The sequence below is a fragment of the Acinetobacter sp. ANC 4173 genome, from assembly GCF_004331255.1.
In the GTDB taxonomy this organism is placed as follows: Bacteria; Pseudomonadota; Gammaproteobacteria; order Pseudomonadales; family Moraxellaceae; genus Acinetobacter.
The window spans coordinates 20,551-34,243 of sequence record NZ_SJOF01000001.1; the positions used below are offsets into that span (position 1 = coordinate 20,551).

The 13,693-nt window shown below is 41.8% G+C and carries 13 protein-coding genes; 9 read left to right on the top strand and 4 right to left on the bottom strand.

The genetic code is table 11. The features are described from left to right. The first annotated feature begins 98 nt into the window (after window positions 1–98). Window positions 99–1,775: an AMP-binding protein gene (locus tag E0H94_RS00085; RefSeq protein ID WP_131324528.1), complete on the top strand. Its 1,677-nt coding sequence runs from the start codon at window positions 99–101 to the stop codon at window positions 1,773–1,775. 49 nt (window positions 1,776–1,824) lie between these two features. Here the strand turns inward: E0H94_RS00085 and E0H94_RS00090 are convergent, their stop codons facing one another. Continuing rightward, window positions 1,825–2,214, bottom strand: a complete 390-nt coding sequence (locus E0H94_RS00090) for a hypothetical protein (RefSeq protein WP_131324529.1) — start codon at window positions 2,212–2,214, stop codon at window positions 1,825–1,827. 107 nt (window positions 2,215–2,321) lie between these two features. On the opposite strand from E0H94_RS00090, the gene E0H94_RS00095 reads away from it, so the two are divergent. Both E0H94_RS00095 and ppa read left to right on the top strand, forming a co-directional pair. Beyond that, window positions 2,322–2,720, top strand: a complete 399-nt coding sequence (locus E0H94_RS00095; protein WP_131324530.1) for an MAPEG family protein — start codon at window positions 2,322–2,324, stop codon at window positions 2,718–2,720. 112 nt (window positions 2,721–2,832) lie between these two features. Continuing rightward, window positions 2,833–3,357 carry an inorganic diphosphatase gene (gene ppa / locus E0H94_RS00100; protein WP_131324531.1) on the top strand — a complete coding sequence of 175 codons (525 nt, stop codon included), beginning with the start codon at window positions 2,833–2,835 and terminating at the stop codon, window positions 3,355–3,357. 102 nt (window positions 3,358–3,459) lie between these two features. Here the strand turns inward: ppa and E0H94_RS00105 are convergent, their stop codons facing one another. After that, a complete protein-coding gene (locus E0H94_RS00105) occupies window positions 3,460–4,734 on the bottom strand; it encodes an OprD family outer membrane porin (protein ID WP_131324532.1) in 1,275 nt (424 codons plus the stop codon). Between the two features lie 1,250 nt (window positions 4,735–5,984). Between E0H94_RS00105 and E0H94_RS00110 the strand changes: the two genes are divergently transcribed. Beyond that, the gene (locus E0H94_RS00110; protein ID WP_131324533.1) at window positions 5,985–6,755 is read left to right on the top strand and encodes a TorF family putative porin; all 771 of its coding nucleotides are present in this window, start codon (window positions 5,985–5,987) and stop codon (window positions 6,753–6,755) included. 81 nt (window positions 6,756–6,836) lie between these two features. Here E0H94_RS00110 and E0H94_RS00115 read toward each other — a convergent pair whose 3' ends face one another. Together E0H94_RS00115 and E0H94_RS00120 are read right to left on the bottom strand one after the other, a co-directional pair. Then, a complete protein-coding gene (locus E0H94_RS00115; RefSeq protein WP_131324534.1) occupies window positions 6,837–8,315 on the bottom strand; it encodes a YifB family Mg chelatase-like AAA ATPase in 1,479 nt (492 codons plus the stop codon). Window positions 8,316–8,381: 66 nt separating this feature from the next. After that, entirely contained in the window at window positions 8,382–8,609 is a 228-nt protein-coding gene (locus E0H94_RS00120) for an accessory factor UbiK family protein (protein WP_131324453.1), read from the bottom strand. A gap of 277 nt (window positions 8,610–8,886) precedes the next feature. Here E0H94_RS00120 and glnK point away from each other — a divergent pair, with 277 nt between their 5' ends. From glnK to E0H94_RS00145, 5 genes are all read left to right on the top strand, one after another. Next, entirely contained in the window at window positions 8,887–9,225 is a 339-nt protein-coding gene (gene glnK / locus E0H94_RS00125; RefSeq protein ID WP_016168502.1) for a P-II family nitrogen regulator, read from the top strand. 58 nt (window positions 9,226–9,283) lie between these two features. Continuing rightward, on the top strand, window positions 9,284–10,687 hold the full coding sequence (locus tag E0H94_RS00130; protein WP_131324535.1) for an ammonium transporter: 1,404 nt from the start codon (window positions 9,284–9,286) through the stop codon (window positions 10,685–10,687). 140 nt (window positions 10,688–10,827) lie between these two features. Further along, complete coding sequence (nrdR, locus tag E0H94_RS00135) at window positions 10,828–11,289, top strand: transcriptional regulator NrdR (protein WP_116762406.1); 462 nt, start codon at window positions 10,828–10,830, stop codon at window positions 11,287–11,289. 8 nt (window positions 11,290–11,297) lie between these two features. Further along, entirely contained in the window at window positions 11,298–12,383 is a 1,086-nt protein-coding gene (ribD, locus tag E0H94_RS00140; protein WP_131324536.1) for a bifunctional diaminohydroxyphosphoribosylaminopyrimidine deaminase/5-amino-6-(5-phosphoribosylamino)uracil reductase RibD, read from the top strand. Continuing rightward, window positions 12,380–13,669 carry a DNA adenine methylase gene (locus E0H94_RS00145; RefSeq protein ID WP_131324537.1) on the top strand — a complete coding sequence of 430 codons (1,290 nt, stop codon included), beginning with the start codon at window positions 12,380–12,382 and terminating at the stop codon, window positions 13,667–13,669. The genes ribD and E0H94_RS00145 overlap by 4 nt, the downstream gene beginning before the upstream one ends. The last annotated feature ends 24 nt before the right edge of the window (window positions 13,670–13,693 follow it).

The following is a 13,693-nucleotide window of genomic DNA, read 5'->3' on the forward strand; positions in this document are numbered from 1 at the left end:
TGGATACGGGAATGTGCATTAACAAGCTAAATAAACACACACAAACCCGAAAAAAAAGCTGCATATTTTAAGGATTATAGATTGGAGAGATTGGGATTATGGAAAAGCTTTGGTTCGCTGAATACCGCAAGACAGGAATTCCTGAAACTGTAGAATTACCCCCAGAGAATACTTCTTTGGTAGATGTATTTGAGCGTAATTTCCAAAAATTTGGTTCACGTGATGCGTTTATCTTTATGGATAAAGCACTGACTTTTAGTGAACTTGACGAAGCGAGTCGTAAATTTGCTGTTTATCTACAAAGTTTAGGTCTGGCGAAGGGTTCTCGTGTCGCAGTCATGATGCCAAACGTTCTCCAATATCCAGTGGTTGCCCTTGGTGTATTGCGTGCGGGTCTGGTGCTCGTGAACGTTAATCCGCTATACACTGCGCGTGAGTTGGAACATCAATTAAATGATTCGGGTTCTGAAGTTTTAGTGATTATTGAAAACTTTGCTTCGGTTTATCAAACCATTATTGGTAAAACACCCGTGAAGCATGTGGTGGTTGCTTCTGTTGGTGACATGTTAGGGACGTTAAAAGGGACTTTAGTCAACTTTGTATTGCGTTCAGTGCGTAAGCAAATTCCCGCGTGGAATATTCCTGGTCATATCCGTTTTAATGCGGCAATGTCAAAAGTCAGCTCAAGCAACTATAAGCGCCCCAATTTAACCCTCAGTGATACGGCTGTTCTACAGTATACGGGTGGAACCACAGGTGTTTCTAAAGGTGCGGAGTTAACCCATCGTAACCTTGTGGCCAACTTATTACAGTGTGATGGTATTTTCCAAAGTAAATTTGGTGCTCAAGATGGTCAGCCAGATGACCGTATTTTCTGTGCTTTGCCGCTGTATCATATTTTCGCGTTTATGGTTTGTGCCATGTACGGTATGTATAAAGGTCAAGCCAATGTTTTAATTCCGAACCCGCGTGATTTACCTGCGGTGATGAAGGAATTACGCAAGTATCAACCAACGTTCTTCCCAGCAGTGAACACTTTATTCAATGCTTTGGTCAATAACGAAGAATTTAAACAGCTCGACCACAGCAAGCTTAAAATGGCAATGGGTGGTGGTATGGCCGTACTTCCTTCGACCGCAGCAGCGTGGAAAAAAGTCACGGGTACAAACATTATTGAAGGTTATGGCTTATCTGAAACTTCACCGGTTGCAACGGCAAATCCACCGGCTTCGGATGAATTCAGCGGTACGATTGGTATTCCATTACCGTTAACCGACATTGCGATTTTAGATGATGATGGCAATCCAGTTGCGTTGGGCGAGCAAGGTGAAATCTGTATTCGTGGCCCACAGGTCATGAAAGGTTACTGGAACCGCCCTGATGAAACAGCCAAAGTGATGGTGAATGGTTTCTTCCGTACGGGTGATATTGGCATTATGGATGACCGTGGCTACACCAAAATTGTAGACCGTAAGAAAGACATGATTTTGGTGTCTGGCTTTAACGTCTATCCTTCAGAAATTGAAGAAGTGATTGCAAAACATCCGAAAGTTCTTGAGGTTGCTGCGATTGGCGTCCCTGATGAAAAATCAGGTGAAGTACCAAAATTATTTGTTGTGAAAAAAGATGCTTCTTTAACCACTGAAGAAGTTCTTGAATTCGCGAAAGAAAACTTAACCGGTTACAAACGTCCACGTTATGTAGAGTTTATGGAAGAATTACCAAAATCGAATGTAGGTAAAATTTTACGTAAAGATTTGCGTAAAACTGCATAAGATTCCGCCTATCTAAAAAAAGCGCCTTGGGGCGCTTTTTTTATGGCATTTACTTATTTTTCTTCATCAGCCAACGGTCAAAATAAGGGCGTCCTACGCCTACAATGCCAATAAAGATAAAGATGGTGCCGAATTGGCGACTGAAACCTGAACGGTTAAAGCTGCCATAACTCAGAAAATTATCGACCAAACAATAAATGAGGGTAATCAGGACCCAATGCCATAAGGGTAAGCGACGAATGCCCACAGCCCAAAAGGCAACCCAGAGCAAAACAAAGGTACATACGGTCGACCAGATGTTCATATTGGCACAAATGACGGTCAGTAAAAAAGCAACAATAGGGAACACAATGGCGAGTACACGATCCATCTGCCGTTGATGTTGGCGTTGTTTTTCCAGTTCATCGAACAGTTTGTGTTGCTCCGCATTAAATGACATAGCTATTCCCGAATGACTTGGTAATCAAAACACTATATTTAACAAAAAATATTCTAGAATTGCCATGTTATGATAAGTCTTATTGCTTCCTCACGAGAACAAAATTAATGCAAAGCATTAGCGGTATTGTCTATCTGATCTTAATTGCATGTTTATTACCTTATGTCTTTAGTTTTATTGCCAGACTTACGAGTGGTTTTCAGGTCAGAGATAATCAATATCCACGTGAGTTTTTAAACAAGGCAACAGGTATTGCGGCACGTGCCAATGCTGCACAACAAAATAGTTTTGAAGGATTACCTTTATTTATTGCTGCTGTTCTAATGGCGGAATATATGGTCGTGTCACAATCTGTGATTATGACTTTTGGTATTGCCTATTTGGTCTTACGCGTGATTTATGGGGTCTGTTATTTGGCCAATTGGGCGACGTTGCGTTCAATTGTCTGGTGTCTGTCCTTATTGTGTCCAATTTCGTTGTTGATCTTGGTGATCAAACTTAGCTAATGAACGTACATATTCCCTATTTTTACGGGGCAGATGTATAATCGCTCCGTGATTAAACCGAAGACCTTAATTTCGGTTTCAATATAATTTAAATCGTTAAAGAGTTGATGCTATGAGCTACAGCAATATCCCAGCGGGTAAAGATGCACCAAATGACATTTATGTCATCATTGAAATTCCTGCAAACGCAGCGCCAATCAAATATGAAATTGATAAAGATTCTGACGCTTTATTTGTAGACCGTTTCATGGGTACAGCAATGTTCTACCCAGCAAACTACGGTTATGTACCAAACACTTTGTCTGAAGATGGTGACCCGCTTGACGTGCTTGTTGTAACACCGCACCCAGTTGAACCAGGTTCAGTGATTCGTTGCCGTCCTGTAGGTAAATTAAACATGGAAGATGATGGCGGTATCGATGCGAAATTAATCGCTGTACCACATGAAAAATTAACTCCAATTTATAAAGATATTCAGGAATATACTGATCTTCCTCCGCTTTTAATCCAGCAAGTGGAACATTTCTTTGCTCACTACAAAGATTTAGAGCCAGGCAAATGGGTGAAATTAACAGGTTGGGAAGGTGCTGACGTTGCTAAGCAAGAAGTGCTTAAAGCAATTGAAGCTGCAAAATAATTTTTCAATAAAATCAGGGTTTAGATAAATTTATTTTTCTGAACCCATAAAAAAACCTGCACAGTGTGCAGGTTTTTTTAAATCTCTGAAAATGACTTCAAATTAGAAGAATTTTACAGGGATATCTAACCAGATACGCCATTCGTTGGTATCAGGCATATAGTAATCATTTGCGTAGGCATCATCATTACGATAGTGAGAATAACGTAAACGCAAGCTTGCATCTTTAGCAAAACCAGATTGAACTGTATATTTTACTTGGTTAAAGAGTTCGCTTTCTTTCGCGTTATTATCAGTTGCTGTATCAATATCCCAACCATAGACATAAGCGCTGGTCCAGCTTAAGCCAGGCACACCATAATTTGCAAAATCTAAGCTATATTGAACTTGAACTGACTTTTCACCACGACCGTTAAAGTCTGAAAGGTAAGAGTTCGGTAAATAGATACTTTGGAAGCCATCTGCATTTTCGCCATATGCATAGCCTGTGTTACCAGTACTTTGTTGGTAAGCAAGCATGACATTGTGCGCACCTTGATGATATGCACCAGAAAATGCCCAGATATTGTTGCTACGGTCAGATGAAGTAACAGGTAACTTAGAAGATGATGCGCTTGCACCTTCATCCCACTCAGTGTGATAACCACTGAAGTCATAGGTTAAAGAGCTGTTGTTTGCCAAAGCTTGTTTGTAGTTGGCATTCACATAATGGCGTTCAAGAGCATTTTTGCTGTCTAAACCAAAGTAAGATGCATTTAATTGATCATTAAATTTATATTTTGCACCCCAAACCACTGCGCGGTCTAATTCATTGCCATCAGTAGTTACTTGATCTGACATTTGATCTTTAGTGAACTTACCAGCAGTTAATTCAAGACCATTAATTTCACGGCTCGTTGCCAATACACCTTCAAAGTATTCTGGAACCAAACGTGCAGTGTTGCTTGCAAGTACTGGTAAGTCGAGTACTTGAGTACCGTAACGAACTTCAGTGTTAGAGATACGAGCTTTTACAATACCGCCACCACGAGCCCAGTGGTCATAAGCAGAACCATCGTTATGTAATGGAATCATTTGGTTGCCAGCGTGGTTATTTTCACCCAATTTGAATGAACCATCACCAATCACGCCCACACCAAAACCGACAATACCTTGGGTATAACCTGATTCGATTTTAACCATAGCAGTTTGAGCAGCTGAGCTGGTATCTGCTGCGCCATTTTTTTTGTCACGAGATAAATAACCAGTGCGGAACAACACTGATCCTTCAGCATCTTCTACAAATCCTTTTGCTTCACTTTGTTCGCTTGCATAAGCGGTAGTAATAAGGGCCGCCTGAATTAATACTGCTAATGTAAGTTTTTGCGCCTTTGGCATAAGAAACAACCTCAAAAAAAGTTAGATTCACAATTTCGTTTTTTGGCATAACTCGAAATTTTAATAAATTGTATAATTAATCTATAAAAAAGATAGATTTTTATTAATTTTATTTCATTCTTGTTACCAGCTACTTGACGAGATTGCATTATTGTTGTTCGGAAATGAATAACCATATTTTATACATAAGCCATTCATTCATAATAAAAATATATTTTATTCAATGGAAAATTTCCAGTGTTTTTGTTTCGATCAAACACAGAAAAATCACATATTCTTTTGTTTATTTTTTCTTCAAAATCGAATTGATTGATTGTTTTATATGCAAATTATGTCTTGCTTTTATGAAACAATTTAATTTCTAAATGAAAATGAGAAATGTTTCATTTATGTATGGGGCAATTTTCGTTGAATGCCGAGCATACAATGTTGGAATAAATTGTGATTCGCAGCCTATTAAAAATTGGGGTGTGGTCAGTAGTGGTGCGTGTATTTTGTACAACTTGTGGTGTGAAAATCTGTTTTGAACAGAAATGAAGCATTTTGAGTACTCTACCAGAACAGCTTGATTCAAATTTTGCTAATCCAATGGGTTCTGAGTAGTAAAAGCCAAACAGAAATGTACCTCATCAACTCAGTCTCATTTTGGGCTAGAAATACCATGATGAAAGTGAATTGAATGATGTTGAACAGAATATGAATGCCATAGAGAGTAAGATCTTACACGGCTTTAGTCATTGGTAATCTTAAAATAAATTTTATGCCGTTTATTTAGCAAGTTATGTCTTTTCAAATGAAAAATATAAGAATTATGAATGGTCTGCATGATGTGTCCATCACCTTAACCAACGCTTTTTCGATAAGTAACGATGCTGATGATCTGGGTCATTTCGATGATAAGGATTGATCAACCTGATTGACAAGTTTTGATAATAAGTAAAAGAATGAATATTTGTAAGTCATTGTTATGTATTGTTTTATTGTAAATTTACGATCTTTTTACGTTACAGCTACGTTGAGTGGTTTTATGCTATGGCCAATTAAGTTCAGAACTTTTTAGACACAGCGTATGGTTTATAAAACTCTATCACTATGGAAATTTATAGTTCGGCCTGAAGTTTCTCAATATTTGACAGCGAACAGCAACGTGAAAAATATTTTCTTAAAATTGGCATAGCGCTTGCTAATACATTCCTGAGTTTATTAATTACAGCAAAAAACGTCGTAATTCGATGTAGGGGAACCTCAGAATGAAATTCACATTAAAAGTATTATCTATGGCGGTTGTTGCAGCAGCTTCAACATTTACCTTTGCGGATGATCAAGCAGCATCACCATTTGGTCTTTCTTTTAGCGGCAATGCAGCAGTAACAACAGACTATCGTTTCCGTGGATTGTCGCAAACTCAAAATGATCCAGCAGTACAAGCAGGATTCACACTTGCACATGATTCAGGTGTGTATTTTGGGCTTTGGGGTTCCAATGTAAACTTTGGTTCGGGGACGCCAAGTTTAGAGTTAGATCCATCGTTGGGTTTTGCAACCACATTAGATAGCTTTGCTAGCAAACCTTTATTAGATGTGGGTGTGGTGTATTACAACTATCCAAGTGCATCTGACTTAAGTTGGGTCGAATTTTATGGCAAATTAACTTTCGCAAGTGTGCTGGCTGAAGGGGACAGCATTCTGACCAATGTCAACTTTACCAATGATTATGCAGGTGCAGATACAAACAGTTGGAATGTGAATGCAGGCTACGCTGTTCCATTTGGTTCAACAGGTTTTGGCGGTGTCGCAAGTGTGGGCTATACCGTCGTGGATGATGAAGACAAATATTCATTCGGTGGCGACGATAACTATGTAGACTGGAAAGTCGGTGTTAACTATGCATTTAAATCAATTTCTGGTGCAACCGCTGAATTAGCAGCAGTAGGTACAAATATTGATACTGACGCTATGGATGATGCAACCGCTCGTAGCGTAGAAACAGGTGCAGTCTTTACCTTAACCAAAACATTCTAAATTTAAGGATGTTAAAAAGCCTCTAGTCCTTGGGACTAGAGGCTTTTTATTTGGTATTTGAATCAGAACCGATTAAAGGCTTTACTGCCGATAGGATAAAGCTTCACTTAAATGTCCAGTTTGAATTTCAGTAGCATTGGCCAAGTCAGCAATAGTTCTGGCCACTCTTAATACTCGATGATAGGCCCGTGCGGATAAATTTAAGCGTTGTTGAGCCAATTCAAGCATTTTTTGGGTTTGCTCATTCAAGCCTGCAAATTGTTCCAGTTGTTGTGGATTCAAAGCATGATTTAAACAATTTTGTCGTTGAATTTGTTGCTCATAGGCTTGAATCACACGTTGACGCACTTGATCAGAATTTTCAGCTGGGGCATGTGCTTGTAATTCATGTACCGTAAGTGGTGGTACATCAATATGCAAATCTATGCGATCCAGCAGGGGACCCGAAATTCGATTTTGATAACGTTTGATGGCCTCAGTCGAACATTGACAACGCTGATCTTGATTAAACGCATAGCCACATGGACAAGGATTCATGGCAGCGATTAACTGAAAATTGGCAGGATAAGTCATTTGACGGGATGCCCGAGAAATCACAATCTCTTTCGATTCTAAAGGCTGTCTAAGCACTTCCAAGACTTTGCGATCAAATTCAGGCAGTTCATCTAAAAACAGAACGCCTAAATGGGCTAAGGTAATTTCTCCTGGTTTAGGGTGTGAACCGCCACCCACCAAGGCAATGGCTGAAGCAGTATGATGTGGTGCACGAAAAGGACGATGTCCAAAATGATGCTGTGTATTGGCAACAGAATAAATGCTGGCCACTTCTAAATTTTCACTAGAACTGAGTGGCGGAAGAATACTGGGTAAACGTGATGCCAATAAGGTTTTACCTGTGCCTGGCGGACCACGAAACAGTAAGGAATGACCACCTGCTGCTGCAATTTCTAAAGCCCGCCGCGGACGGAGTTGCCCTTTCACATCAGCCAGATCAAATTTATAGCGATGTGAAGTTGAGTCGATAGGCTTTTGTACTGGAGACAACGGTTTGTTTTGGCTTAAGTGTTCACAAACCTCTTTGAGGTGTTTTGCTGCATACACCTCAAAATGGGGCAGTTGTGCTGCCTCTAGTGCATTTTGTTTGGGCAAAACCAATTGGTGTTGGGCTTGCTGACACGCGATGGCAATACTCAGCGTTCCTGTGGTTGGACGTAATTGACCGTCTAGCGCCAATTCCCCAATGAATTCAAGATGATTGATGCTTTGTTCTGGTAGTTGCCCAGACGCAATTAAAATGCCCAAGGCAATCGGTAAATCTAGGCGTGAACCATCTTTGGGCAAATCTGCAGGCGCAAGATTAATCGTGAGACGTTTACTGGGAAACTGAAAACCACTATTAATAATGGCTGAACGGACCCGATCTTTACTTTCCCGAACAGCTGCTTCTGCTAATCCTACAATGGTAAGTGATGGTAATCCTTGACTTAAATGAACTTCGACTTCAATCAGTGGGGCGTGCAGACCCAATAGCCCTCGCGTATTTATTTTGGCAAAAGACATGTTGTTGTTCCATTTTGGTGCGTTATTTTTGATCGTTATTGGTTTTTTATTGCACTAATAGTGTGCTTATTTTTTGTTCTGAATTTTTTGTTCAAGTGCTTCGACTTGGAGGAGTAATTCGGTTAAACGTTGATTGGCATTATTAAGTGCAGTTTTTTGACGTTCAATTTCGTCACGAGAAACCAAATCCATTTTAGTGACAGCCTCATTTAATAAGGCTCTTAAATTATGTTCCAAATCAGTTTTCGGTTGTTCTACTTGTTCTAGAATGGCTTGTAATAAAGTTTCAATCATTGTTTTATCCATATTGCTGGAGAAGAGCGGGAGCAGTGTAGCACTGCTTCGACAGAGACTATAGTGCTATCGCAATAATCCTTGACGCGATCTGGCAAAATAGCCGACTTTCGGCTAAAAATCTCAAATATTAAAGACCTAAGCTTCGATTAAAAGACAAAAATAAGGTATAAATAGAGCTGTGTATCAGGTTTTTATTTCCCTCAACCTTAGAAATCTTGGCACGAAAATTGAACATAAAACCTTACTGGTGAGAAAAGCCGAAGGAAAAACAAACATGAAGCTAGTAACTGCAATTGTAAAACCCTTTAAATTAGATGATGTGCGTGAAGCATTGTCAGAAATTGGTGTTCAAGGGATCACTGTAACAGAAGTCAAAGGTTTTGGCCGTCAAAAAGGTCATACTGAGTTGTATCGTGGTGCTGAGTACGTCGTTGATTTTCTTCCAAAAGTTAAAATTGAAATCGCAATTAGTGACGAAATGGTTGATGCAGTGATTGAATCGGTCACTCGTGTTGCGAGCACTGGAAAAATTGGTGACGGAAAAATCTTTGTGACTAACTTAGAGCAAGTTATCCGTATTCGTACAGGTGAAACAGGTCCAGATGCTGTTTAATTTGGCATAAAGTTTGCTGAGTATCGAGTAACTCGCAAAATTAGGTTGGGGGACACGAATGAAAAAAATGCTACTCGCGCTGAGTCTATCAGGCGCACTTTTAGGCGGTTCTGTTGCTTGGGCTGAAGAAGTAACAGCATCTGCTCCATCAGAAGAAGTCACAACAACAGTGGAAACGACTGCAGCGGCATCGCCAGATGTACAAGCAGTTGCGACACCTGCTCCAGCTGAAGAAGCTACAGCTCCTGCGGCTAAAGAACCCGCCCTCGATACGGGTGATACGGCTTGGATTTTAGTTTCTACCGCATTGGTCTTGTTAATGACTATTCCAGGTTTGGCCCTTTTCTACGGTGGTATGGTTCGTAAGAAAAACGTCTTAAGCACCATGGCACACAGTTTTGTTGCTGCGGCCGTTGTGAGCCTTGCATGGGTAATTGTGGGTTATACACTTGCATTTACTGAAGGAAATGCCTTTATTGGTGGTTTTGATAAAATCATGCTGTCAGGAATTACCACAACAGCATTAACAGGCACAATTCCTGAAATTCTCTTTGTTATTTTCCAAATGACTTTTGCCATTATTACCGTTGCTATTATCAGTGGTTCAATTGCAGAACGGATGAAATTTGGAGCGTTCGTCGCATTTATCGCGATCTGGGTGGTTGTGGTGTATGCGCCAATTACCCACTGGGTCTGGGGTGGCGGTTGGTTATTTAACGATGGCGCACTTGATTTTGCAGGCGGTACAGTCGTACATATTAACTCAGGTGTCGCGGGTCTAGTGGCTGCATATATGTTAGGGAAACGTATGGGGCTAGGTCGTGAATCTATGGCACCGCATAACCTGACATTAACAGTGATTGGTGCAAGCCTTGTCTGGGTTGGCTGGTTTGGTTTTAACGGTGGTTCAGCATTGGGTGCAAATGGTTCCGCAGGTTATGCACTGGTCACCACACAAGTTGCAGCAGCAGCAGCGGCAATCGCATGGTTAATTACTGAAAAAGTGGTACGCGGTAAGGCCTCTGTATTGGGTGGTGCATCTGGTGCGGTAGCAGGTCTGGTCGTGATTACTCCTGCGGCAGGTTTCGTGACCGTTGGTGGTGCCTTAGCGATGGGTCTGATTGGTGGTGTGGTTTGCTTCTGGGGGATCACAGGTCTGAAACGTGCCCTTAAAGCAGATGACTCATTAGATGCTTTCGGCTTACACGGTGTTGGCGGTATTGTGGGAGCGATTCTCACAGCAGTCTTCGCCAGTGAATTCATCATGGGGGATAAAGCACCCGCAAATATGATGAGCCAATTGTGGGTTCAAATTGAAGGTGTACTTGCGACCATCGCTTACTCTGCAGTGTTAACTTTTGTGATCTTAAAAGTGATTGATGTGGTGATTGGTATTCGTGTAGAAGCTGATGATGAGCGCATGGGTCTCGACTTAAGTCAACATGGCGAACGCATTGAATAATTTTTTCGCGATATAATCAATATATTGTGTAAAACAGCCCGAAAGGGCTGTTTTTTTTCCATATCTAGCGTAATGCTCTACAAAAACCATAATTTTTGCTACACTCAGAATTCAAAAATGTTTTGTTTAATTCGACCGTCATGCATTGTCCTTTTTGCAACGCCGCAGACAGTAAAGTCATCGACTCGCGCTTAGCCGCTGAAGGCTGTCAAATCAGACGTCGCCGTGAATGTATTAGTTGCGGTGAGCGTTTTACTACATTTGAAAGTTATGAAGTGGTCATGCCACGTGTGATTAAATCAGACGGCAAAAATGAGCCTTTTGATGAAGCCAAGTTACGCCGCTCGTTAATGCATGCATTACAAAAGCGTCCAGTTACACAAGAACAAATTGAAGCTGTGTTGAGCGATATTCAGCTACATATTCGCCGTTTAGGAGAACGTGATGTCAAGTCGCGCACTATCGGGGAAATTGTTATGCAAGCTTTATTTGCCTTGGATCATGTGGCTTATGTGCGTTTTGCTTCGGTCTATCAGGACTTTCAGGATGTGGAAGCTTTTCGTCGTCAAATTGAACAAATGCAACAACGTGAACATGAATGAGTGTGCCCATGTCTGAGTTAAACCAAGACCAAGTTTGGATGCAGCGCGCTATTCGCTTAGCACAGCAGGGGCAATACTCCACCAAACCTAATCCGAATGTTGGTTGCGTGATTGTCAAAGATGGACAATTGGTCGGTGAAGGTTTTCATCCACGTGCAGGACAACCTCATGCGGAAGTGTTTGCCATTCGCCAAGCCGGTGATCAAGCACGTGGTGCAACAGCTTATGTCACCTTGGAACCTTGTGCGCATTATGGCCGTACTCCGCCTTGTGCCAAAGGTTTGGTCGAAGCAGGCATTGCGCAAGTGGTGGTGGCTTGTTCTGATCCTAATCCGTTGGTGGCAGGGAAAGGTATTCATATTCTTCAAGAAGCGGGCATTCAGGTCACCACAGGAGTCTGTGAGGCAGAAGCTGCGGTGTTGAATCGCGGCTTTCTCAAGGCGATGGCGACTGGCTTACCTTATGTGCGTTTAAAAGTTGCATCGAGTTTGGATGGTCGAACCGCGATGGCATCTGGTGAGTCGAAATGGATTACTGGACCTGAAGCACGACGTGATGTTCAGCATTGGCGCGCTATTTCAGGGGCCGTGATTACAGGCATTGATACAGTTCTGGCAGATGACTGTTTATTGAATGTGCGTCACTTGCCAGACCTTGAAGACATCAGTACGGTGGTGCAACCCAAACGCGTTATTTTAGATCGACAAGGTCGCTTACCTTTAGACACCCAAATTTTACAACAGCCCGATACGGTCATGGTGATGGGACCATTCCGTCCTGAACTGGCGCAGTTGGGCGTGATACAGTTAGAAATTCAATCTTTAGAAAGTTTGTTAAGAACGCTAAAAGATTTTCAAATTTACGATGTGTTGGTCGAAGCGGGTGCAACCTTATCCAGTGCTTTTCTTAAGCAGGCATTGGTCGATGAACTGATTAGTTATGTTGCACCCACCTTATTAGGTCAATCTGCACGTGCGATGTTTAATGCGGAATTTACGCATTTGGCAGAGCAACTTCGATTTAAGCTCATCGATGTTTCCCAAGTGGGAAATGATGTGCGCTTAAGGCTAACACCCATTCAAGAGTCTATATGAATCAAGAGTCTACGGTTTATCATAAACGACGTCACGCGGCACGGACCACAGACGAATACTTATTTCATCAATTGGTTCCTTATTTAGGAAACAAGCGTCGTTTATTACATCTGATTTTAGAGGCACTTGAGCACACGGGAACCTTGAATGCCAAAGGTCGTTCGCCTATTTTTGCTGATTTTTTTGCGGGTAGTGGTGTGGTCTCTCGTTTGGCGCGCCAGAATGGTTACCGTGTCATTGCCAATGACTGGGAACCCTATAGCCATGCCTTAAACCATGCCATTCTGGCATGTACGGATGCACCTGCATTTAAAGAGTTGGGCGGCTATCAAAAGGCGATTGATTATTTAAATCGCTTGCCAGAGGTGAAGGGTTGGGTCACACATAACCTGTGCCCACGTAATGATGAAATTTACGATCCCGCCCGTGACCGATTGTTCTTTAAACGTCGCAATGGCATGCGGATAGATGCGATTCGTCAGCAAATTGCCACTTGGCAAGCACAAGGTGCGATTGATGATGTGGAAATGAGTGCTTTGTTGGCGCCGTTGTTGTATTCAGCCAGTTTTGTCAGCAATACCAGTGGTGTCTTCAAAAGTTTTCATCATGGTTGGGGCGGTAAAACCCAAACTGCCTTGGAGCGTATTGAATCTTTGCTTTGGCTGACCCCAAGCCGTTTTTGTGAAATCGGTGATCCAAAACGCCCTGCCGCAGAAATGTGGTGTGTTGATGCGCAGCATTTAGCCAATCAGATGAGTGGTTTTGAAGTGGATGTGGCGTATTTAGATCCGCCGTATAACCAACATGCTTATAGCAGTAACTATCATGTGTTGAATGCACTGACCTTATGGGATCAGGTGGATTTGCCAAGCCCAGACACCAAAGGCTTTAAGAGTGGAATTGACCGCGCGTGGCGTAAAGAGCGCCCAAGTCCTTACAATTCCTCTAAGTATGCCAAGGAAGCTTATGAAAAATTACTGTCGACCATCAATGCACGTTATATTCTGACCAGTTATTCGACCGATGGTAATATTGAAGCGGCCGATTTGCTTAAAGCCAATCTTGAGCGTGGACGTGTAATGTTGTTAACCCAAGATGTCCCGCGTTATCGCGTCAGTAAGCAACGTCAGTCGGAACGCGCACGTGTGTTGGAATTTATTGTGATTACCGATACCCATGCCAAATCTGGTCCGCCACTACGTCAGTTACTCGGTCAACTGTATCATTTCGCAGAATTGGGTGGAGTCGATACCTCAGGTGTAAGTACCCAGTTAGCATTGTGGTAAGTCCAAATTCAGGAAGAGAAAAGA